We start from the raw sequence: 23,384 nt of genomic DNA on the forward strand, positions 1-23,384 counted from the left end.
ACGCTCAGGCCTCCGCCTTCACCGGGATCACGCCGCGGCGGATCTGGTCCAGCTCCAGGCTTTCGAACAGCGCCTTGAAATTGCCCTCGCCGAAGCCTTCGTTGCCCTTGCGCTGGATGATCTCGAAGAAGATCGGCCCCACCATATTCTCGGTGAAGATCTGGAGGAGGATGCCCCCGCCCGTTTCCGGCGCGCCATCGATCAGGATGCGCCGCTTGCGCATCTCCTCCACGTCATGGCCATGGCCGGGCAGCCGCTTGTCGATCATGTCGAAATAGGTGTCCGGGCTGTCCTGGAAGCGCACGCCGTTGGCGCGCAGCCTGTCCACCGTGGCGAAGATGTCGTCGGTGGCCAGCGCCAGGTGCTGGATGCCCTCGCCCTTATATTCCTTCAGGAATTCCTCGATCTGGCTGTGCTCGTCCTGGCTTTCGTTCAGCGGGATGCGGATCTTGTCGTCCGGTGCCGTCATCGCCTTGGAAAACAGGCCGGTCGCCTTGCCCTCGATGTCGAAATAGCGGATCTCGCGGAAGTTGAAGATCCGTTCGTAGAATTCCGCCCAATGGGCCATCCGCCCGCGATTGACGTTGTGGGTCAGGTGGTCGAGCGTGTGCAGCCCCACCGATCGCGCATCGCGCACGGCACCCGGCACCGGCTTGAAATCCACGTCGTAGATTTCCTGCGCGCCGTAGCGATCGACCAGATAGAGGTTCGATCCGCCGATCCCCTCGATCGCCGGGATGTTCAGTTCCATCGGCCCCACCGGCCCTTCCACCGGCTTGGCGCCCCGCTTCACCGCTTCCTCGAACGCCCTGGCGGCATCCTTGACGCGGAAGGCCATGGCGTTGGCGGAGGGGCCGTGCGCCGCGCGGAAATCGGCGACCTGGCCCGAGGGCTCCATGTTGAGCAGGAAATTGATGTCGCCCTGGGCGTAGCGGCGGACATTCTTGGATCGGTGGTCGGCCAGATGGGTGAAGCCCATCGCCTCGAACAGCCCGGCCAGCGCCTGCGGGTCCGGCCCGGTGAATTCCACGAACTCGAACCCGTCGAGCCCGAGCGGATTGTCATGCGCCTCGGTCATCACTCTCACTCCTGAAACAGACCGATATCGTATCAATGGAAACTATATGTCGCAAGCCTCGGCGGCGGCCTGCACCCGCCGCAACAAGCTGTCCAACGCACCGCGTTCCCATTCGGCCAGATCGGCCAGCAAGCGGGCCTCCATCGCCAGCGCCTCGGGCGCCACGGTCTCGTAGAGCGCGCGGCCCTCCGCCGTCAGCGCCAGCCGGTGCGATCGCTGGTCGGCCGCATCGGCCGCCCGCGCCACGAAACCGCGTGTTTCCAGCGCCTTTGCCGCCCGGCTCACCGTAACCTTATCCAGCTTCGTCCGCTCGACGATGCCGCGCGGGGCCAGCGGCTCGCTTTCCCCCAGGATGGCGATCACCCGCCATTCGGCGATGCTGATGGCGAAGCGCCGCTGGTAGAGCGTGGCGATCACCGCGCTTACCGCATTGGTGGCGACGGAGAGTCGATAGGGGATGAAACTATCGAGATGGAGCGCGCGATCGGTCATGGCCCTTATCATGCCCGATCCGAAATCATGTTTCAAACGAAACGATATTGCTGGCAATCGGCGCACCACGCCATATCACGGCCTTCGACAGCCACCGGCCGTTTCGGTATCGTATCGCGATTCGCCGGAACGAAAGCCGGCCGGGTGACGGGGTCGCAACCGCATCGAAAGGATTTGCCCCCATATCCGGGCCGGCGAATCCGCATCAACAAGGGGCGTCGGGGACGGGGCATGGCCAGCGCCATAGCCCGCCACGACGGGGTGGGAGACGAAGTTGCGCGATTTTTACCGGGTCCGCTCGGCCTTTGCCGTGGGTGTGGCGCTCGCCTCGCTGATATCGCCGGCCCTCCTGTCGCCCGCCATGGCCGCGCCGGCCGATCGGCCCAGCCTTCAGGACAGCTTCCGGCTCGGCAGCGGACAAGGCGTGCTCTGCCAGGTCCAGTCCGCCACGCTCGACCCGGCGGTCAAGGGGATGTTCGACCGCGCCTACGCCATCGTCTGCCGCGATGCCGCAACGCCGGTCGGCCGCCTCTACGCGCTGCGCACCCAGGGCGATGATCCCGCCGCCCGCCTGCGGGCCATCCGCCAGGATCGCGTCGCCTGCCCCGCCCCGGCCACCGTGCGCAGGGCCGACCTTGCCGATGTCGGCGCGGTCGACGTCACCGATTGCAGCCTTGCCGGCAGCGATGTCGGCTACCGCATCTATGCGGCGCCGCGCGGCCGCACGCTCTATGTCGCCGAAGGGCTGGCGGGCTATGACAGCGCGCTCGCGCTCGGCCTGCGCACCATCGTCGCCGATCGCATGATCGAGGGAACGGTCGACGTCGCCACCACGGCCGTGTCCGATCCCGCCGCCTTCGCCCGCGTCCAGGCCGGCGCGCTCGATCTCGATAGCGCGCTGGCGGAAGGGTATCGCCGCAACAACAGCGGCTCCTATGCCGAGGCGGCCGAATTCTTCGATGCCCTGTTCCAGCGCGCCGAAGGCAGCCGCATCAGCCAGGCCGCGCTGGGCGAATATGTCGTCAACCGCGCGCTCCAGAAATCGAACCTGGGCGAATTCGCGGAGGCCGACGCCCTCTTCGTCCAGGCCGGGATGATCCCCACGTCCGATCCGGTCCAGCTTCGCCTGCGCCGCAATTTCCAGGCGATGCACCTCATCAACCAGCGCAAGCTGGCCGAGGCGTCGTCCGTGCTCGATCGCCCGCTCGCCCCGGTCGGCGCGACCAACGCCGCCGCCACCGTCGCCGGCCAGATCGACGCCGAGGCCGCAGCCGAACTGAACGGCGGCGCGCCGCTCGTGCGCCAGATCGGCGGCGGCCAGGCGGCGGCGCTCACGCCCGTGGAAAAGGCCGCGATCCTCGATGCGCAGGCCCTCCAGCTTCACGGCACGATCCTCCGGCTCGATGGCAAGCCCGATCCCGCGCGCGGCGCCTTCACCGAAACCCTGGCGCGGCTGACGGCCATTCGCGGTGGCCGCGTCAGCTCGATCACCCGCCTGCGCACGCAGACGATGGCGGAGCTTTCCGCCGTCGCCGAGGCCGAGGGCAATCAGGGGGAGGCGGAAGCCCTGCTGCGCGACGGCCTCGGCCTGCTCCGCGCCGAATATCCGGGCTCGATCGCCGTATCGGCGGCGGAAGCGCGGCTTGCCGCTTATTATGTCCGGCGCGGGCGCGACGACGCCGCGCTCGATCTCTATCGCGGCGTGGTCCGCTCGGTCACGTCGAGCGGGGCGAGCGCCACCGGCTTCGAAAATCTCCTCGCCCCCTATTTCGGCCTGCTGGCCCGGCTGATCCCGGAACGGCCGGCGCTGGTGGAGGATTTCTTCCTAGCCAGCGAAACCCTCGTCCGGCCCGGCGTCGCCGACACCCAGGCCGTGCTCGCCCGCGAACTCAGCGGCGGCAGCGACGAAGCCGCCCGCCTTTTCCGCCAGGCTGTCACGCTCACCCGCGATATCGAGCGCGCGCGCATCGAATATGCCCGCCTGGCCGCGATCCCCGAGCCGACGGAGGATGATCGCGCCCGCATGGCCGCCTTGACCGCCCAGTTGCGCGGGCTGGAGGCCGATCAGGTGGCCACCCAGGCCAGGCTGGGCGAATATCCCCGCTATCGCGCGGTCTCGACCCAGGCGATGCCTCTGGCCGATCTGCAGAAAGCCCTCCGTCCCGGCGAGGCCTATCTGAAGCTGGCGGTCGTCGGCAACGCTATCTACGGCATCTGGGCCACGCCGGATGGCGCCACCGCCTACCGCGCCGGCATCACCGCCGCCGATCTCGATCGCAAGGTCGATGCGCTGCGCGATACCATCTCGATCGAGGAGAATGGCGAGCGGCTGACCTACCCGTTCGATCTCAGGCTCGCCCGCCAGCTCTATCTCGATCTCCTCGGCCCGGTCGATGCCCGGCTGGCCGGTGCGCAGCACCTGATCTTCGAGCCCGCCGGCGCCATGCTCCGCCTGCCGCCCGCCCTGCTCGTCACCGATCAGGCCGGCGTCGATGCCTATTATGCGCGGATCAAGGCGCCCAGGGCGGACGATTTCGATTTCCGCGGTGTCGCATGGCTGGCGCGCAAGGTGGATATCAGCACCGCCGTTTCCGCCCGCGCCTTCCGCGACGTGCGGGGCGCCGCGCCATCGGCCGCGAAGCATGAATTTCTCGGCCTCGGCCAGAATGCGCCGATCACGCCTTTCCTGAAGCTCACCACCGTGCGGGGCGTCTCCACCGACGGCGCTGTGGATTGCGATTGGCCGCTGGCCGCGTGGGACAGCCCGATCCAGGCGACCGAGCTTCGCACCGCCCAGACGATCATCGGCGACAGCGGATCGGCGGTCATCACCGGCGAGGCGTTCACCGATACCGCCGTCATGGGCCGGCAGGATCTGAACCAGTATCGCATCCTCCATTTCGCCACCCACGGCCTCGTCACCGCGCCCCGGCCCGAATGTCCGGCTCGCCCCGCGCTCCTCACCTCCTTCGGCGGGGCGAAATCGGATGGCCTGCTGACCTTCAAGGAGATTTACGATCTCCGCCTCGATGCCGATCTCGTCATCCTTTCCGCCTGCGACACGGCGGGCAAGGCGACGGTGGCGGCCACGCGCGAGGCCGGCGTCACCAGCGGCGGCGGCAATGCGCTGGACGGGCTGGTCCGCGCCTTCATCGGCGCCGGCGGCCGCTCGGTCCTCGCCAGCCACTGGCCGGCGCCCGATGATTATCGCGCCACCGAACGGCTGATCGCGGGCCTCTACCAGGCTCCGCCCGGCACCTCGGTCGCCTCGGCGCTCCGGTCCGGCCAGCTCGATCTGATGGCGGATGCCACCACCTCGCACCCTTATTATTGGGCCGATTTCGTCATCATCGGCGACGGCGCCCAGCCGGTCCTGAAATCGCGCTGATCGCCATGGCGGCGCCCGATCAGCCCGCCCCCGCGGCGACGGGCGGGATCGCCCGCAGGCTGCGGCGCGTTTTCCGCCGCATCGGCCCGTGGCGGATGGCGATCACGCTCGCCTTCCTCGCGCTCGCCATCTTCATCGCCCGCTATAGCTGGGAAAAGGTGCCGATCGCCGCCGATATCGAGCGCATGCTCTACGATATCCGCGCGACCTCCACGGCCCCGCTTGCCGAGCAGGACGATCGCATCGTCATGGTCGTGTTCAACGATCAGACCCTGATCGAGACCGGTCGCCGCTCGCCGCTGGATCGCGTCACGCTGGCCAAGGCGCTGGCGAAGCTGGACCGGATGGGCGCCAGGGCGATCGGCATCGATATCCTGATCGATCAGGCGACGCCGGAGGATGCCGGCCTCGTCGCCGCGTTCAAGGCGATGCGCACGCCCACCCGGCTCGCCTTCGTCTCGGCCGCCACCAATCCCGATTATGTCGAATATGGGCAGGAGGAATTCCTCCGCGCCTTCCAGAAATCCATCGCCGGCGGCGCGGTGGAGCCGGCGAGCGTCCTCCTCGAATCCGATCTTACCGACAATGTGATCCGCAGCTGGCCCAACCAGCCGGCCAGCCTGCCGCCGCTCCTCGCCAACGCGCTCACGCCCGTCCATCCCGAGTTTCGCAACTATACCGGCGCCGTCCGCTTCCGCGCGCCGCTCGATCCCGAACGGCCGGTCTTCGCCAAGCTGCCGATCCAGCTCTTCACCGGTGATTTCCCGGAAGACGTGCTGCGCCAGCAGATCGCCGGCCGCTACGTGCTGATCGGCGGCGACATCTTCGACGTCGATCAGTTCGAAACGCCGGCCACCCGCATCCGGGGCGGCACCACCATCGGGCTGGAAATCCACGCGAACATGCTCGCCCAGTTACTGGACGGCGCGCTCTATCGCGGCGTGCCGGGCTGGATATTGTGGGCGGCGGCGATCCTGGTCGTGGTGATGGGCGGGCTCACCAGCATGCTCGACGTGCGGCCCTGGCTGCTCGGCCTGATCCTCCTCGCCCAGATCGCGTTGATCCTGCTCATCCCCTATTGGGCGCAGGCGAGCGGCATCGATACCCAGCACCTGCCGGTCTTCGGCTGGATCGCCGGCTGGTTCCTCGCCTTCGCCGCCGTCGGCACCGCGGCGCGCGCGGTGGGATCGGAGCAGCGCCGCTTCGCCCAGTCGGCGCTCGGCCGCTATCTGCCGCGCGATGTCGCCAGCCTCATCCTGCGCGATCCCGACCAGCTCGCGCTCCACGGCGAGAAGCGGGAGATCTACGCCCTCTTCACCGATCTCGAAGGCTTCACCAAGCTCAGCCACGCCATCGCGCCGGAAATGGTGGCCACCCTCCTCAACCGTTATCTCGACATGCTGAGCGATATCGTGCTGCGCCACGGCGGCACGATCGACAAGTTCGTCGGCGATGCGGTGGTGGCCTTCTGGGGCGCGCCGATCGCCCGCCCCGACGATGCCGATCGCGCCGTCATGGCGGCAATCGCGATGTATGAGGCGGGGGAGGAATTCCGCCGATCGGTGCCGGAAGGCGTGCCGCCGATCGGGCGCACCCGCGTCGGCCTGCATTTCGGCGAGGCGATCGTGGGCAATTTCGGCGGCGAGGGCCGCATCCAATATACCGCGCTCGGCGACAGCATGAACGCCGCCGCGCGGCTGGAAAGCGCGAACAAGCAGCTCGGCACCGCCGCGCTGGTGAGCGAGGCCGTCGTCCGCCGCACGTCGGCCGTTCCCTTGCGCCCGATGGGCCGGGTCACGGTGCGCGGCCGATCGACGCCGTTCGCGATCTTCGAGCCCGTGCCGCATCTCGACGGCGCGGTTGTGACATCCCTCACAGCGTCGGTCGCGCGCTTCGACCAGGGAGAGACGGCGGCGCTCGCCGAACTGGAGCGCTATGCTGCGGACCATCCCGAGGATGTGGCCGTCGCCAATCTGATATATCGTCTGCGCAAGGTGGGACCGGGAGGAAATTTTGTTCTGGATTGATACAGTTAAGCCGCCCACGGCGATGGCCGTGCTGATCGCGGCCATGCTCGCCGTCCCGGCTTCGGCCGCCACGCTCGTCGTCCGGTCCAGCGGCCCATCGGCCAAGGCCTATCCGGCCGGCCGCCAGCTCGCGGACAACAGCCGGATCTCGCTCCAGGCGGGCGACCAGGTCGTCATCCTCGACAGCCGCGGCACCCGCACGCTGAAAGGCCCCGGCACCTTCAGCCCCAACGTCGCCACCAACCGGCCCAGCGACTCCCGCGAGACCTTTGCCGAGGTTTCCAGCCGCCGCGCCCGGCCGGGGGCGACCCGCGCCGTGCCCAAGCCCACGGAGGCGGCGGCGGAGCCCGATCGCAGCCCCAACATCTGGTTCGTCGATGTCGAACGGTCGGGCACGGTGTGCATCGCCGATACCGATGCCGTCACGCTCTGGCGCCCGGCCGGCACCGCCGCTGCCGCCACGCTCACCAACGTCGCCGATGGCAGCAGCGAGAAGATCGAGTGGGCCGCCGGCCAGTCGCGCAAGGCATGGCCCGCCTCGCTCCCGGTCAGGGATGGCGCCAGCTACAGGATCGCCTGGGACGGGATGAACCTGCAGGGCGAGCTGCGCTTCGCGCTGCTCGATCCGGTTCCCGCCGGGCTGGAGGACATGGCCTCCCGCCTCATCACCAAGGGCTGCGAGGCCCAGCTCGATCTGCTGATCGAAACGGTGGCGATGCCGGAGGCTGCGGCCAGGCCGAAGGGATGATGGTTATCGCCCGCTTGTCGCTTGAAAAGCGGGGGGTGGGCTGATAGCCGCAGCGCCGTCGATCCGGGCCAACCGGTTCCGAAGGGGGCGATCTTCGTCATCGCAGGCATTTCCGGGCGGCCTCGTCGCCGTCGCCCGGCACGCGGCCGGACACGCCGGAAAGGCGGGCGCCGCACGACAAAGCGCAAGGGGAGCGCGCATGAAGTCCTTGGGTAGGTCCAACGCATCCTGTTTCGTCCTCGCGGGCCTGCTGGTTTCCGGGGCGCCGGCGGCCGCCCAGGTCGCGCCGCCGCTTCCGCCGGGCGCCATCCCCGGCGCGCCGACGCGGGAGGAGATCGAACGCGCGCCCACGGCCCCCGTGGCCCGCCCCCCCGCCCGCCTCACCGTGGAAGGCGGGATCGAGCGCGCACCCTGCCCGCTGGCCGGCGATCGCTTCAAGGATATCAGCGTCACCCTGTCGGCGGTCCAGTTCGATAATCTCCGCGTCGTGCCGGCGGAAATGCTGCGGCCCGCCTACGAAGCCTATATCGGCCGCACCGTGCCGATCGCCGCCGTGTGCGAGATACGCGATGCCGCCGCCACCATCCTGCGCCGCGCCGGCTATCTCGCCGCCGTGCAGGTGCCGCCGCAGCGGATCGAGAACGGCGTCGTCCATTTCGACGTGCTGATGGCGAAGCTGGTGGGCGTCCAGGTGCGCGGCGATGCCGGGCGGTCGGAAAAGCTGGTCGCTTCCTATCTCGAACGGATCAAGGGGCAGGAAGCGTTCAACGAGAAGGAGGCCGAACGCTATCTCCTCCTCGCCCGCGATCTTCCCGGCTTCGATGTCCGCCTCACGCTGCGCCCGGCCGGCACGGTTCCGGGCGAGGTAATCGGCGAGGTCAGCGTCCAGAAGACGCCCTTCGTGATCGATGCTAGCGTCCAGAATTTCGGCTCGCACGAGGTCGGCCGCTGGGGCGGCCAGCTTCGCGGCGAATTCTATGATCTGCTGGGCCTCGGCGATCGCGCGATCATCGGCTTCTACGCCGCGCCCGAGTGGGACGAGCAGCGCGTCCTCCAGCTCGGCTACGACATGCGGATCGGCAGCGAAGGGCTCACGCTGGGCGGGCGCTTCACCTATGCCTGGTCGGAACCCGATCTCGGCGCCTCGGTGAACGGGCGGATCAAATCCGAAACGCTCGTCGCCGGCCTGGAAATGGCCTATCCCGTGCTGCGCCGGCAGAATGTGAACCTGCGGGCGGCGGGCGGCTTCGAATATATCGATCAGGATGTGCGCTTCGGCGGCGGCAGCGGCGGGCTGCTCCCCCTCACCCGCGATCGGCTTCGCGTGGCTTATGGCCGCGTCGATTTCGACATGATCGATCGCACCAGCCTCGCCAGCGTCGCCGGCTATAGCGTCGCGGAGCCGCGCTGGCGCTTCGGCGGATCGCTGGAATATCGCATCGGCCTCGACATCTTCGGCGCCAGCGACGGCTGCGGGGCGAAGCCCTATCTCGCCTGCTATCTGAACGGCGCCGTGCCGCCGAGCCGGGTGGAGGCCGATCCCACCGCCTCGCTCGTCCGCTTCAGCGGCTTCGGGGAATTCCGCCCCATGCCCGCCCTCGCCTTCACGCTTTCGCCGCGCCTGCAATATTCGGGCAGCGCGCTCCTGAGCTACGAGGAATATTCGGCCGGCAACTATACGATCGGGCGCGGCTACGATCCGGGCGCCCTGATCGGGGACAGCGGCGCCGGCTTCCAGGCGGAGGTGCGGATCGGCCACATGGCCCCTCGCTCGCGGGACGATCTCGCCTTCCAGCCCTTCGCCTTCTTCGACAAGGCGTGGATCTGGAACCGGCACCCGCCGGTGGCCCCGCTCCATGCCGATCCCCAGCAATTGTCCTCGGCCGGCGGTGGCGTGCGCTTCGTCTATGGCGATCGCGCGCGGCTGGATGTCACGCTCGCCAAGGCTTTGGAGAAGATACCCAGCGGGCTTTCCGAACGGCGGCCCGACGCCCGCCTGCTGATATCGCTGACGACGCGCCTCTTTCCCTGGTCGCGATGATGGGAGCCTTGGGGATGAAGCGCCATTCAGAAGGAAAGAGGTTGAACATGTCCGCCATGGTCCTTCAGCCGAAAGCATTGCGGCCGCGCCGCCCGCTCCTCTCCTCCAGCGCGATCGCGGCGATCGCGGCGGCGGTGGCGCACGGGCCGGCGGCGGCGCAATCCTTCCAGGGCGGCGTGATCTCCTCTACCCCGGGCGTGACCGTCAACAACGGCATACCCGGCCAGACGACGGTTACGGTCAACGCCCCCAGCGCGATCATCAACTGGCGGCCGGACGACAATGCGGCCGGCGGCGCGCCCATCGAATTCCAGCCGGCCGGCACCTCGGCCACCTTCCAGGGCGCGAGCGACTTCACCGTCCTCAACCGCATCCTTCCCGATGGTGCCGCCGCCGGCCGTTCCGTGCTGCTCAACGGCAATATCGGCAGCAGCGTGGATGGCGCGCGGGGTGGCGCGGTCTGGTTCTACAGCCCCAACGGCCTCATCATCGGCTCCCAGGCCACGATCGACGTCGGCAGCCTGCTCCTCACCACGCGCGATCTCGCCGATGCCGATTTCCTGGACGGGAACGGCATCTACAATTTCGGCGCGGCCGATAACAGCCGCTCCACCGTCACCATCCAGCCGGGCGCGCAGATCGACGCGCGCTACGATTCCGGCCTCGGCGGCGCCTATGTCGCCGTCGTCGCGCCGCGCATCGCCCAGGGCGGCAGCGTGCGGGTCGACGGATCGGCCGCCTATGTCGCCGGCGAACAGGCGCGCATCACCATCAATAACGGCCTCTTCAATATCGAGGTGCAGAGCGGCAGCGCGGTCAACGCCGGCACGGCGGGCGACGATGTGACGCTCTCCCACACGGGCTCCACCACCGGACCGGCCTCCAGCGGGGCCGGCGATCCCCAGTCGATCTACATGATGGCCATTCCCAAGAATGTCGCCGTCACCATGCTGGTGGGCGGCACCGTCGGCTATGATGCGGCCTTTGCCGACGTCCAGAACGGCACCGTCGTGCTTTCCGCCGGATCGAACCTCGATAGCAGCGGCAATCCCTCCACCGGCCCCGCCAGCGGCGTCGGCGCCGGCATCCGCGTCGAAGGCGGAACCTTCACGTCGCAAACCGCGCTATATGCCCGCACCGATGCGCTGGTCTCCACCGCCGGCGGCCCGCTTGCCTTCGATCAGGGCCTGTCCGTCACCGCCGGCCGCAATGCCGTGCTGCAGGCGGGCGCCGGCGATTCCCTTACCGTCGGCGGCAACCTCTTCGTCTCCTCGCTCAATCGCGACGATGCCGGCGGCGCCCTGCGCGGCACGGCCGCCGTCGATGTCGGGGCAGGCGCCTCGCTTTCGATCACCGGCGTCACCACCATCGATGCCTCCATTTTCGATTTCGGCAACGTCCAGGGCGGCACCGCGCGCCTGACGGGGGCAAACGGCGCATCGATCGATACCCAGTCGCTGTTCATCCGCGCCGGCGCCGACAGCTTCGATGGCAGCGCGCGCGGCGGCGATGCCCTCCTCTCGCTCACCGGCGCCACGCTCGATGCCGGCGATATCTTCATATCGGCCGGTGCCAGCGGCGGCACCGAAGATATCGCCGCGGATGCGTTCGGCGGCAACGCGACCGTCACGCTCGCCAACGCCTCGCTTTCCGTTTCCGGTCAACTCTATGTCGATGCCAGCGGCTTCGGTGGCAATGCGCAGCAGAGCGGCGGCACGGGCGGTTCCGGCACGGGCGGCAATGTCCGCCTCTCCGTCACCGGCGCGGCCAGTGATATCCAGGTCGACGGCCAGATCAGCCTCGCCGCGCGCGGCGAAGGCGGCGGCAATGGCAGCGATAGCTTCGGCAACGGGATTACCGGCGGCAACGGCACCGGCGGCACCGCGATCTTCGATCAGTCGGCGGGCGCGCTCAGCGCCGGCGGCCTCCTGCTCGATGTCGCCGGCCTGGGCGGCAACGGCACGGATTCCGCCGAAACGGGCTTTACCGGCGGCTCCGGCGGCAACGGCACCGGCGGTTCGGCGGCCGCCACCCAGACCGGCGGCTCGCTGTTCCTCGGCGGGCTCGATGTCCTCGCCAACGGCATCGGCGGCTTTGGCGGCCGGGGTTTCGATTTCGGCTATGGCGACGTCATCGACGGCGGCGATGGCGGCAGCGGCGCGGGCGGCAACGCCACGGTGGCGATCGGTGCGCTTTTCGCCGCCGGGTCGATAATCCTCGATGTCAGCGCCACCGGCGGCGAAGGCGGCCAATCCGATGCCGGCATGGCCGGCAATGGCGGCAGCGCCTTAGGTGGCGGGTGGAACGGCACGGGCGGCGGCTCGCTCAGCTTCGCTGATGCCACGCTTTCGTCGCTCGGCTCGGTCGCGGTCCTCGCCGATGCGGCGGGCGGCGCCGGCGCGATGCGCGGCGGCGATGCGTCCGCCGGCCGGGCCGCCCTCTCCTTCCGGGATAGCGGCCTGGTCAACCTCCCCTCGGCAACGATCGACGTCAGCGCGCGCGGCGGCGATGCATCGGCCACCGGCGGCACGGCGGGATCGGCCACGGCCGGCAGCGGCGCCTTCACCGCCAGCGGCAGCTCCATCTCGTCGCAAGCATTCTCGTTCGCGATCATTGCGCGCGGCGGCGACGCCTTCGACGTCGGCCACGGTGGCGACGCCACGGGCGGCTCCATGGAATTCCGCCTCGCGGATGGCGATCTCTCGCTCGGCGGCGGGCTCGATATCCAGGCCGATGCCGGCGGCGGCTCCGGCCGGTTCGGCGGCAGCGGCCATGGTGGGCGGGTTGCGGTCGATATCGATACCGCCACGCTCACCCTCGGCAGCAATGGCGGCATCCTGCTCACCGCCGACGGCACGGGCCGGGGCATCGGCAGTTCCACGGACTTCACGTCCGACGACATTGGCGGCAGCGCCACGGGCGGCACCGTCAGCCTCCGCTTATCGAACACCACCCAGTCCGTCGCCCGCGGCGTGACGCTCAGCGCCTCTGCCGAAGGCGGCTCCAGCGGCGGCGCCGGCGGCAGCGGCTCGGGCGGCGACATCAGCCTCGCGCTGGAAAATGGCGCGTTCCTCGATATCGGCAACGGTCTCACCTTCGACGCATCCGCCCGTGGCGGAGACGGCACCGTCGGCGGCGCGGCGGAGGGCGGCGATATCAGCCTCGCGCTGTCCGGCGGCGCCCGCCTGTCGGCCGCGATGGCCATCGATCTGGATGCCACCGCTTATGGCGGCATCGGCGGCTATGCCGGCAATGGCGGCGACGCGCGGGGCGGATCGATCCTGCTCGATATCGCCGCCGCATCGGCGGAAAGCCTGATCGATATCGGCTACGGCATCGTGGCTTATGCCGATGCCTATGGCGGCGGTTCGACGGGCCAGACCTTCTCCAGCGAAGGTTTCGGCGGCACCGGCGGCAGCGGCACGGGCGGCGACATCCGCGTCAACCTCGCCAGCGGCGGCATCGGCTCCGCCTTCTCCAGCACCTTTTCCGCCATCGGCAGGGGCGGCAATACCGCCAGCAACAACGGCAATGCCGGCACGGGCATGGGCGGCAATATCGAGGTGAGCCTTGCCGGCGGCACCTTCGCCTTCGCCGGTCTCAGCCTCGATACGGCGGGCATCGGCGGCAATGCCGGCGAGTCCGGCTATGGCGACGGCGGCGATGGCGGCGCCGGCACCGGCGGCATCGCCGCGCTGCAGATCGGGCCGGGCGGCGTGCTGCAGACCGATTATCTCGACATCATCGCCAGTGGCACCGGCGGCGATGGATCGGTGGGCGATCTCGCGGCCGCCGGCACGGGTGGCGCGGGCCGGGGCGGCACGGCGTCGCTCCTGATCGAAGGCGGCGCCTTCAGCGGCATGGGCATAACCGTCTCCGCCGATGCCGATGGCGGTTCCGGCGGCGGCGCGTTGGGCGATGCCCCGGCCGGCATCGGCGGTGCCGGCACCGGCGGCTCCGCCACCTTCCGCCTCGCCGGCGGCACCGTGGAAGTCTCGGGTGCCACCGTCAGCGCATCGGGCAATGGCGGCTTTGGCGGCTATGCCAGCGGAACGGGCACAGGCGGTGCGAACGGCGGCACCGGCACCGGCGGCACGGCCAGCCTGCGGGTCGAATCCGGCAATCTCGCCGCCGGCTACCTCTCGGCGATCGCCGATGCCCGGGGCGGCTATGCCGGCTACGGGATGTTCGATGGCCCGCTGGCGACGGGCGGCGCAGCTCAGGGCGGCCTTGCCGAGCTGACGCTCCAGCCCGCAGGCGCCGTCACCGCCGACATGTTGGAAATCTCGGCCGGGGCCACCGGCTATGGCTCGCCATATTCGCTGGTCGGCGATGCCCGGGGCGGCACCGCGCGGATCGCCGCCTCGGGCGGCTCGCTTGCCATCGGGTCGGGCCTGTCGCTCAGCGCCGGCGCCTCGATCCGGGGCGAAGGCGGGGCCGATCTCGACGTGATCGGCGGCACCGTCAGCTTCAGCGCATCCAACGGCACCGCGATCGATTACGGCCCCGGCTCCCTCACGCTCGATGCCTCGGCCGCGATCCTCCCCGGCGAAGGCAGCGGAGAAGGCGAAGGCGGCGAAAGCTTCGCCTTCGCGGCCGCTGCCGGCAATGTCGTGGGCGGCAGCAGTTCCCTCACCCTCGACGGCGTCACGCTGAACCTCACCGGCGATCTCGTCCTCGACGGCGGCAGCGGCGCGGCCACCGAAGGAGCCGCCGCCCAGGGCGGATCGGTCACGCTCGCCGTGCGCAACGGCGGCCTGCTCACCGTGGGCGGCGGCGCGACGCTCAGCGCGATCGGCGGGGACGCCGCATCGGGCGGCACCGTCACCTTCAATGTCGACAACGGCACGATCCGCGTTGCGGACAGCACCGCGATCACCTCGGGCGGCGATGTCGTCTTCGCCGCCAGCGGCACCGGGCTGTTCGACGTCGGCGGCGATCTTGCTGTCGTCGCCGGGAACGACATCAGGTCCAGCCACGCCCAGCCCGCCGATCCGGTGGACACGATCCGCGCGGCACGCGCCAGCTTCCAGGCCGGCGGCGACGTCGATCTCGGCAATGGCACCATCGTCAATGCCGGGGCGATCGACATTACGGCCAACGGCGCGGCTTCCGCCTCCACCCTGCGCGCGCAGGGCGATATCGCCATCGCCGCGGCCACGATCGCCATCGACACGCTGTCGGCCGGCGGCGGCATCAGTCTCGCGGCGGAAAACGGCGATATCCGCATCACCAGCGATATCGCGGCGGGCGGCCCCATCGACCTTTCCGGCGCCGGCATCTACCTCCGTTCGCAACGCGACCTCAGCCTCGCGGGCCTGCGCGCCACCTCCGGCGATATCGATATCGGCAGCACCGGCACGCTGGATCTCGCCAATATCGAAGCCAGCGGATCGATCCGCCTCGACGGCACGGACATCAGCCTCGTCGATGCCCGTGCGGGCGACAGGATCGTCCTCACCACAAGCGGCTTCGCCACGGCCACGGGGATAGCCGCCACCGGCGATATCGACATATCCGCCCTCGGCGCGATCGACCTTGCCGGGGCCGATGCCGGCGGATCGATCCGCCTCGACAGCCGCGATGTCCGCCTTGTCGATGCCCACGCCGGCAGCGCGATCGACGTCACAGCGCGCGGTCTCGCCACGCTGGATGGCACGATCGATGCCCGCACGATCAGCGTCGGTTCCTACGATATAGCGATCGGAACGGGACAGGGCGGCACCGCCCTGATCGGCCTCGATACGGATAGCATCACCCTCACCAATATCGGCGAGGGGATCAGTCATGTCGGCGGCGGGAACGCGGAAGGCTGGTCGCTTTCCAATGACGAGTTCGGCCGCCTGGCCGCGCACGACATCAATATCGTGGCCAATGGCGACATGGATGTCGGCCGCCTCGACGTGATCGGATCGGCCGGTGAGGATGGCGAGGCCGGCCGCCGCCGCAACCTGCTGGGCAGCGAATTGCGGCTGGGCGCCGGCGGCACGCTCCGCGTCGTCGATGCGATCTCACTCACCGGCGCTGCCGACAGCGATCGGCTGGTCCTCGCGGCGAACGATCGCATCCTCGTCGATACCGCCACCGGATCGATCCGTATCGCCAACGCCTCCGGCGGGCTCGGCGGCACACTGGCGCTCGATGCCCCGACCATCTTCGTCGGCACCGCCCAGGCGTGGACGGATATCTCCGGCATGGCGGATATCAACGCCCGCAACGATCGCCTGGCCAACGGCGACGGCATCGACAATGCCGAAGGCTTCCTGCTGGCGCGCGGCATGGAATTCCGCGCCGGCCGGGGCCTCTATATCCAGAACAGCACCGCCGATGCCACGGCGGGCGGCGTGCGCGGCGGCTTCACCGTCGGCGAAGGCGGGCTTGCCCTCATCGCCGCCGGCCAGACCACGGAAGTCGTCATCAACGGTCGCCAGGCGCTGGCGGACGGCACTTTCCTCACCGGCGAGGCGCTGGTCCGCACCGTGACTCTCCGGGGCGAGGGTTCGGGCTCGATGGCGGGCTTCCATCCCCGCTCGACGATCAACGGCTGCCTGCTGATCGGGCTTGCCTGCAGCATCGGAAGCTCGACCCCGATCGGCATTCCCCAGCAGGATGTGATCGCCGCGCTGGACCCGGACGAAGATGACGGCGAAGGCGAAACCACCGGCCTTGTCCGTTCGCTCAACACGCCCGTCATCCAGTTCGCCGATGCCGCCGGCATCACGGCCGATCCGGTGATCGAACAGCCGGTTACCGGCGCCGGCAACGAGGATCTGTGGCTCGACACGCCCGATGGCGGCCTGGATACGGTCGGCCAGCAGGTCACCGGCACCCGCAAGGATGACGAGGATCAGGAAAAGCCCGGATCGGGCAAGGATCGCGGCCAGCACCAGCCCTGATCCCGGACTGCCCCTGATCGCGGGATTGGCGTATCCCGCGGCCATGGGTTAGGAGCCCGTTTTCCCTTCGACCGGATGAAGTGATCGATGCCGCATTCCGCCCCCGCCGGCCAGCCGCTGGTCCTGTTCAACAGCGTGACGCGCGCCACCCAGCCCTTCGCGCCGATCGATCCGGAAATGGCGAAGATCTATTCGTGCGGGCCGACGGTGTATAATTTCGCCCATCTCGGCAACCTGCGCGCCTATGTCTTCACCGATACGCTGCGCCGGACGATCAACTGGAAGGGCTGGAACGCCACCCACGTCATCAACATCACCGATGTCGGCCACCTCACCTCCGACGCGGACGAAGGCGACGACAAGATGGAGGTCGCGGCCCGCACGGCATCGCGCACCATCTGGGAAATCGCCGCTTTCTATACCGATGCGTTCAAGAACGACATCGCCCGGCTCGGCATCCTTCCGCCCACGATCTGGAGCGTCGCGACCGATCATATCCAGGATATGATCGCCTTCGGCCGCCGGATCGAACAGCATGGCTCGGTCTATGAACTGGACTCGGGCCTCTATTTCGATGTCACGACCGTACCCGATTATGGCCGCCTTGCCGGCACCCGGCCCGATGAGGTCGTCGGCCGGATCGAGGCGGTGGAGGGCAAGCGCCATCCGGCCGATTTCGCCATCTGGCGCAAGTCGCCCGAAGGCAGCACCCGCCAGATGGAATGGGCCTCGCCCTGGGGCGTCGGCGCGCCGGGCTGGCATCTCGAATGCTCGGTGATGAGCATGAAGTATCTGGGCGAGCAGTTCGATATCCACACCGGCGGCATCGACCATCGCGAAATCCATCACTGCAACGAAATCGCGCAGAACCAGGCCTTCACCGGCACCGCCGCCACCGGCGCCAACATCTGGATGCACAACAATTTCCTGGTCGATCGCGGCGGCAAGATGTCCAAATCGAAAGGCGGCTTCGCCACGCTGCAATCGCTGGTCGATCGCGGCGTCCACCCGCTCGCCTATCGCCTGCTCTGCCTGTCGGCGCACTACCGGTCGGAACTGGAATTCTCGCCCGAAAATCTGGGCGCGGCGCTCACCCGGCTGAAGCGGCTGCTGATCTCGGTCGTCCAGTTGCGCGATAAGGCCGGCGACCTGCCCTGGCTGCGCCTCGTTGCGGAAGCCGCGGCCACCAAGGGCGCCTCCTTCGCCTATCAGCGCAGCGTGCTGGAAAGCGATCTTCCGGCCGACGCGGCGGCGCTCGTCGCCCGCTTCGACGAAGCCGTTTCCGCCGATCTGATGATCCCGCAGGCCCTCCCCATCCTGGAGGAAGCGGTGGCGAAGAAGGCATGGTCGCCCGATCTGCGCCTCCGCCTCGTCGCCAGCTTCGATCTGGTGCTGGGCCTCGGCCTTCTCACGCTCGATCGGGCCGATCTGCGGATTCGCCCGGCCGGAGCCACGCTGGAGGAGGCGGATATCGAGGTCCAGCTCGCCGATCGCCAGGCCGCGCGCGCGGAGAAGGATTTCGCCCGATCGGATGCGATCCGCGACGCGCTCGCCGCGCAGGGGATCGAGCTGATGGACGGTGATCCGCTGCGTTGGGAATGGCGGCTCGCCCTCGATTGAGGCGATCCGCCGTCGGCGGCGTTTGAAGTTTCAATCCAAGGGGAGCCGGAAGCTCATGGCGTTGAAACCCACCTACCCACTCTACGTCGCCAATGCGGCGCGCCAGCCCAATGCCGATCTTGCCGTGACGGACAAGTTCACCGGCGAGGTCGCGACCCGCGTGGCGCTCGCCGATCAGGCGGTGATCGAGGAAGGCATCGCCGCTGCCGTGGAGGCGGCCGGGCCGATGGCGCGGCTCGCCGCCTATGAGCGGCAGGCCGTCCTCCAGCATTGCGTGGCCCGCTTCACCGAACGGGCGGAGGAACTGGCCTTCGCGCTGTGCGTCGAGGCCGGCAAGCCGATCCGCGACAGCCGGGGCGAGGTCGGCCGCCTGATCGATACGTTCCGCATCGCGGCGGAAGAAAGCGTGCGCCTGACGGGCGAGGTGCAGCCGCTCGATATCTCGCCCCGCGCGCGCGGCTATCAGGGCATGTGGAAACGGGTGCCGATCGGCCCCTGCTCCTTCATCTCGCCCTTCAACTTCCCGCTCAACCTTGCCGCTCACAAGGTGGCGCCCGCCATCGCCGTGGGCTGCCCCTTCGTCATGAAGCCCGCCAGCCGCACGCCCCTTGGCGCGCTTATCATCGGCGAGGTGCTGGCGGAGACCGACCTGCCGAAGGGCGCCTTCTCCATCCTGCCCGCCCATCGCGACGGCGCGGACCTGTTCACCACCGACGATCGGCTGAAGCTCCTTTCCTTCACCGGATCGCCCGCCGTCGGCTGGGACCTGAAGGCGCGGGCCGGCAAGAAGAAGGTGGTGCTGGAACTGGGCGGCAACGCGGCCGTCGTGATCGATGCCGATGCCGATCTGGACGATGCCGTCGATCGCACCATCTTCGGCGCCTTCTACCAGTCCGGCCAGTCCTGCATCGGCGTCCAGCGCATCATCGTGCACGAGAAGGTCTATGATGCCTTCCGCGACAGGCTGGTCGCCAAAGCGAAGGCGCTCGTCGCCGGCAATCCGCATGATGAAGCCACCTTCATCGGCCCGATGATCGACGAGAAGGAGGCCGCGCGCCTCGAAGGCTGGATCGCCGAAGCGCTGGACCGCGGCGCCACCCTGCTCTGCGGCGGCACGCGCGACGGCGCGATGCTGGAAGCGACGCTGCTGGAAGGCGTGGCGGCCGATACCCGCCTGAGCCGGGAGGAAGCCTTTGGCCCCGTCGCCTTCCTCATCCCGTTTGCCGAATGGGACGAGGCCGTCCGCATCGTCAACGACAGCCGCTTCGGCCTCCAGGCCGGCATCTTCACCCGCGATATCTTCAAGGTGCTGGATGCGTGGGACCGGATCGATGTGGGCGGCGTCATCGTCAACGACGTGCCGAGCTACCGGGTCGACAACATGCCTTATGGCGGCGTCAAGGATTCCGGGCTCGGCCGCGAGGGCGTCCGCTTCGCGATGGAGGACATGACGGAGATACGCAATCTCGTCATCCGCCGCCGTTCGCTCTGAAAAACGGCGGATTTCCGGCCATTATCCACTTTCCTGTCTTGCCTAGGCGGAAGGGAGCGAACATAGATGCCCGCCGATAAGCAGATCGGGTCACAGGGATAGGCAGCGATCCGGCCGTGGAGGCCGGCGGGGGGCGCAATGTCAGGGGGATTGTCGGCCGGCGCGTCCGCCCGGCTGATCGGCATGCTTGGTCTCGCAACGGCCGTGGCGGGGTTTCTCGCCCTGCTGCTGCTTGCCCCGCTTTCGCCCGGCCGCAGCGCGCCCTCGCGCGATACCGCCGCCATCCATCTCGGCGTCGCCTCCTGCTCCGGCTCCACCTGCCACGGCCGCAGCGAGGCGGACGGCCGCATCGTCCGGCAGGACGAGCTGATGCGCTGGCAGGAGCCATCCTCCCCGTCCGGCGCGCACAGCCGCGCCTTCCGCGTGCTCAGCGAACCGCGCGGCCGCGCCATCGCCCAGCGGCTCGGGCTGAAATCCGCCGCCAGCGCGCCGATGTGCCTTGGCTGTCATGCCGATCCGGCCGCGCCCTCGCTGCGCGGCCCGCGCTTCCAGATCGGTGACGGCGTCGGCTGCGAATCCTGCCATGGCGGCGCCGAAAACTGGATATCCAGCCATTATGCGGTCGGGGCCACGCACCAGGGCAATATCGCCGCCGGCCTCTATCCGCTCAGCAACCCGCGCGCCCGGGCGGAAAAATGCCTCGATTGCCATTTCGGCAGCGATCGCCCCGGCCAGTTCGTCAGCCACCGCATCATGGCCGCCGGCCATCCGCGCGTCTCGTTCGAGCTCGATCTCTTCTCGACCCTCCAGCAGCATCATGACGAGGATGCCGATTATGTCCGCCGCAAGGGGCGGATCGGCAATGTCCGCATGTGGGCGGTGGGCCAGGCGGCGGCGCTCGAACGCGCGCTCTCGCTCTATGCCGATGCCCGCTTGGGACAGGATGGCCTGTTCCCCGAATTCTATTTCTTCGATTGCCATAGCTGCCATCGCCGCATCTCGGACGAGGCGGATTATCGCGCGACGGCGCTCGCCAATCCGGGACGCCCGATCCCATCCGGGATGCCACCGTTCAACGACGAGAACATAATCATGCTGTCGGCCGCCGCGCGCGCCGCCGCGCCCGCGCTGGCCGACAGGCTGGAGGCGGACAGCCGCGCCTTCCACGCGGCCCTCGCCACCGATCGCCCCACCGCGATCCGCGCCGCCCAGCGCCTGCGCACCACGGCGAACGCGCTGGCGGACAGCTTCGCCGCCAATGAATTCGGTCGCGCGCAGACCTTCGCGATCATCGATGCGGTCGCGTCCACCGCGATCGCCCAGCGCTACACCGATTATGAAGGCGCTGTGCAGGCGGTGATGGCGACGGACACGCTGCTGAACGGTCTCGTCAATGCCGGGCAGGTCGCGCCCGCCTCGGCCGCCGTGATTCGTGGGGACATCAACCGCGCTTATGCGGCGGTGCGCGATCCCAACGCCTTCCGCCCGCTGGAATTCCGGGCCGCATTGTCCAGCGCATCCTCGGCAATCGGCAGGCTGCGCTGATGCGGGGCATGCGGATCACGGCCTTCCTCTGCGGCGCATCGCTGCTCGTCTCCGCCTGTGGCGGAGGCGGAGGCGGAGGCAGCGGCTCGGGCAATGGCGGCGGCACGACTACACCGCCCTCCAACGATCCCTATACGGCGCCTGCGCAGGAAGCGCTCAGCGCCGCCGATGTGGAAGGCGTGCTCGCCCGCGCGGTGGAGGAAGCCACCGCCCGCAACAGGCCGGCGGTGATCGCCGTCACCGATCGGGTTGGCAACGTGCTTGCCGTCTATGCGATGGCCGGCGCGCCCTTCACCCTCTCCATCCGGTCGCCCGCCGATCGCGGCCCGGTGACACCCGGCGATGCCGAGGGCCTGGACGTGCCCGTCGACGGCGCGATCGCCGCCGGTGCCATCGCCAAGGCGATCACCGGCGCCTATCTGTCGTCCAGCGGCAACGCCTTCACCACGCGCACCGCCAGCCAGATCGTGCAGCAGCATTTCCCGCCCGCGCCGAGCACGGTGGGGCTGGAAAGCGGGCCGCTGTTCGGCGTGCAGTTCAGCCAGCTTCCCTGTTCCGATCTCGCCGCCCGCTTCAACGGCACCGCATCGGCGGACAGTTTTATCGGCCCCAAGCGCTCGCCGCTCGGCCTCGCCGCCGATCCGGGCGGCATGCCGCTCTACAAGAATGGCGTGGTGGTGGGCGGCATCGGCGTGATGTCCGATCCGCTCTACAGCTATGACGCCAACACGCTGGACGTGGACGCCGATGCGGACGAGTTCATCGCACTGGCCGGCCAGTCCGGCTTCGCGCCGGCCGATGCGATCCGCGCCGATCGCATCGCCGTGGACGGCAGCTCGCTGCGCTATGCCGATGCCACCGCCGCCGGCCTGCTCAGGCAGCCGTCCGCCGCCCGCCCGCTCGCCCAGCTGAACGCCGCCGGCCTTGGAGGGCTGATCGCGATCAACGGCTATTTCGACGGCATGATCCGCGCCGGCCAGGCTTATGGCACGGAAGCCTCGGGCATCCGCGCGGCGACGGCAGCGGAACGTTCCTCCGGCAGCACCATCGACGACAAGGCCGCCTTCATCCTTACCGATGGATCGGGCGCCAACCGCTTCCCGATCCGCGCCGGCACCGATGGCGTTTCCCAGCCGCTCACCGCCGCCGAGGTCCGGGCGCTGCTGACCCAGGCCTTCACGGTGATGACGCGCGCCCGCGCCCAGATCCGCCGCCCGCTGGAAAGCCGCGCGCAGGTGACGATCAGCGTGGTCGATACCGATGGCGCACCGCTCGGCATCGTCCGATCGCCCGACGCGCCCGTGTTCGGCACCGATGTGGCGCTCCAGAAGGCGCGCACCGCCGCCTTCTTCTCCGGTCCGCATGCGGCCGATGACCTGCTCGGCAACCCATCGGCGGACGTGCAGGGCAATGTCGCCCGCGCGCGCGCCTTCTTCGGCGATCCGACGGCGCTTACCGGCAAGCTCGCCATGGGCGACCGCACCGTCGGCAATCTTTCGCGCCCCTATTTCCCGGACGGGGAAGTCGGCACTTCGCCCGGCCCATTCTCGCGCCCGATCACGGGCTGGAGCCCGTTCAACACCGGCCTCCAGTCCGCGCTCATCATCAGCAACATCCTGGAACATGTGAATTTCGTGCTGGGTGCGAGCGCGACCGATACGCCACGCCGCTGCACCCTCACCCCCGACGCCACGCCGGGGCGTAACCGGCTGCAGAACGGCATCCAGATCTTCCCCGGCAGCGTGCCGATCTTTCGCGGCGGCGTGCTGGTGGGCGCCATCGGCGTATCGGGCGACGGCATCGACCAGGACGACATGATCGCCTTCCTCGGCGCGCATCAGGCCGGGCTCCAGCTCGGCGGCTTCGGCAATGCCGATCCCGCCCGCCGATCGGATCAGGTGCAGATCAGCCTCGCCAGCGGCCGATCGGTCCGGCTGCGCTACATCGCCTGCCCGTTCGCGCCCTTCCTCGACACTTCCGACCAGAACGTCTGTTCGGGGAAATAGGCCGTGGCGCTCGCTTCCGCTTATGCCCTTCAGCTCGCGCTTGCGACCGCG

The 23,384-nt window shown here is 69.1% G+C and carries 11 protein-coding genes; 9 read left to right on the top strand and 2 right to left on the bottom strand.

Features of this window, described 5'->3' with window-relative positions; genetic code table 11:
- Positions 1–4: 4 nt before the first annotated feature.
- A complete protein-coding gene (hppD, locus tag G432_RS01435; RefSeq protein ID WP_015457027.1) occupies positions 5–1,078 on the bottom strand; it encodes a 4-hydroxyphenylpyruvate dioxygenase in 1,074 nt (357 codons plus the stop codon).
- Positions 1,079–1,120: 42 nt separating this feature from the next.
- The gene (locus G432_RS01440) at positions 1,121–1,570 is read right to left on the bottom strand and encodes a MarR family winged helix-turn-helix transcriptional regulator (RefSeq protein ID WP_015457028.1); all 450 of its coding nucleotides are present in this window, start codon (positions 1,568–1,570) and stop codon (positions 1,121–1,123) included.
- A gap of 274 nt (positions 1,571–1,844) precedes the next feature.
- On the opposite strand from G432_RS01440, the gene G432_RS01445 reads away from it, so the two are divergent.
- From G432_RS01445 to G432_RS01485, 9 genes are all read left to right on the top strand, one after another.
- Positions 1,845–4,958 (top strand): CHAT domain-containing protein, encoded by a 3,114-nt coding sequence (locus G432_RS01445; protein WP_015457029.1) that lies wholly within the window; start codon positions 1,845–1,847, stop codon positions 4,956–4,958.
- A gap of 5 nt (positions 4,959–4,963) precedes the next feature.
- The gene (locus G432_RS01450; protein ID WP_015457030.1) at positions 4,964–6,985 is read left to right on the top strand and encodes an adenylate/guanylate cyclase domain-containing protein; all 2,022 of its coding nucleotides are present in this window, start codon (positions 4,964–4,966) and stop codon (positions 6,983–6,985) included.
- Positions 6,972–7,733 (top strand): hypothetical protein, encoded by a 762-nt coding sequence (locus tag G432_RS01455; protein WP_015457031.1) that lies wholly within the window; start codon positions 6,972–6,974, stop codon positions 7,731–7,733. Before G432_RS01450 ends, G432_RS01455 begins: the two co-directional genes overlap by 14 nt.
- Before the next feature lie 199 nt (positions 7,734–7,932).
- Positions 7,933–9,774, top strand: coding sequence for a ShlB/FhaC/HecB family hemolysin secretion/activation protein (locus G432_RS01460; protein WP_015457032.1), 1,842 nt, complete (start codon positions 7,933–7,935; stop codon positions 9,772–9,774).
- A gap of 47 nt (positions 9,775–9,821) precedes the next feature.
- Positions 9,822–16,670 (top strand): outer membrane autotransporter, encoded by a 6,849-nt coding sequence (locus G432_RS24245; protein WP_015457033.1) that lies wholly within the window; start codon positions 9,822–9,824, stop codon positions 16,668–16,670.
- A gap of 87 nt (positions 16,671–16,757) precedes the next feature.
- Positions 16,758–18,290 (top strand): cysteine--tRNA ligase, encoded by a 1,533-nt coding sequence (gene cysS / locus G432_RS01470; protein ID WP_015457034.1) that lies wholly within the window; start codon positions 16,758–16,760, stop codon positions 18,288–18,290.
- Between the two features lie 55 nt (positions 18,291–18,345).
- Complete coding sequence (locus G432_RS01475; protein WP_015457035.1) at positions 18,346–19,782, top strand: aldehyde dehydrogenase family protein; 1,437 nt, start codon at positions 18,346–18,348, stop codon at positions 19,780–19,782.
- 138 nt (positions 19,783–19,920) lie between these two features.
- Positions 19,921–21,327, top strand: a complete 1,407-nt coding sequence (locus G432_RS01480; RefSeq protein ID WP_084673610.1) for a multiheme c-type cytochrome — start codon at positions 19,921–19,923, stop codon at positions 21,325–21,327.
- Complete coding sequence (locus G432_RS01485; RefSeq protein WP_015457037.1) at positions 21,327–23,333, top strand: heme-binding protein; 2,007 nt, start codon at positions 21,327–21,329, stop codon at positions 23,331–23,333. The genes G432_RS01480 and G432_RS01485 overlap by 1 nt, the downstream gene beginning before the upstream one ends.
- Positions 23,334–23,384 lie beyond the last annotated feature (51 nt).

This window comes from Sphingomonas sp. MM-1 (assembly GCF_000347675.2).
GTDB lineage: Bacteria > Pseudomonadota > Alphaproteobacteria > Sphingomonadales > Sphingomonadaceae > Sphingomonas_E > Sphingomonas_E fennica.

Bases quoted from the DNA above. Each gene is read 5' to 3' on its own strand.
- G432_RS01475 (WP_015457035.1), top strand. From the start codon at position 18,346: ATGGCGTTGAAACCCACCTACCCACTCTACGTCGCCAATGCGGCGCGC.
- G432_RS01440 (WP_015457028.1), bottom strand. From the start codon at position 1,570: ATGACCGATCGCGCGCTCCATCTCGATAGTTTCATCCCCTATCGACTC.
- G432_RS01480 (WP_084673610.1), top strand. From the start codon at position 19,921: ATGTCAGGGGGATTGTCGGCCGGCGCGTCCGCCCGGCTGATCGGCATG.
- hppD (WP_015457027.1), bottom strand. From the start codon at position 1,078: ATGACCGAGGCGCATGACAATCCGCTCGGGCTCGACGGGTTCGAGTTC.
- G432_RS01460 (WP_015457032.1), top strand. From the start codon at position 7,933: ATGAAGTCCTTGGGTAGGTCCAACGCATCCTGTTTCGTCCTCGCGGGC.
- G432_RS24245 (WP_015457033.1), top strand. From the start codon at position 9,822: ATGTCCGCCATGGTCCTTCAGCCGAAAGCATTGCGGCCGCGCCGCCCG.
- cysS (WP_015457034.1), top strand. From the start codon at position 16,758: ATGCCGCATTCCGCCCCCGCCGGCCAGCCGCTGGTCCTGTTCAACAGC.
- G432_RS01450 (WP_015457030.1), top strand. From the start codon at position 4,964: ATGGCGGCGCCCGATCAGCCCGCCCCCGCGGCGACGGGCGGGATCGCC.
- G432_RS01485 (WP_015457037.1), top strand. From the start codon at position 21,327: ATGCGGGGCATGCGGATCACGGCCTTCCTCTGCGGCGCATCGCTGCTC.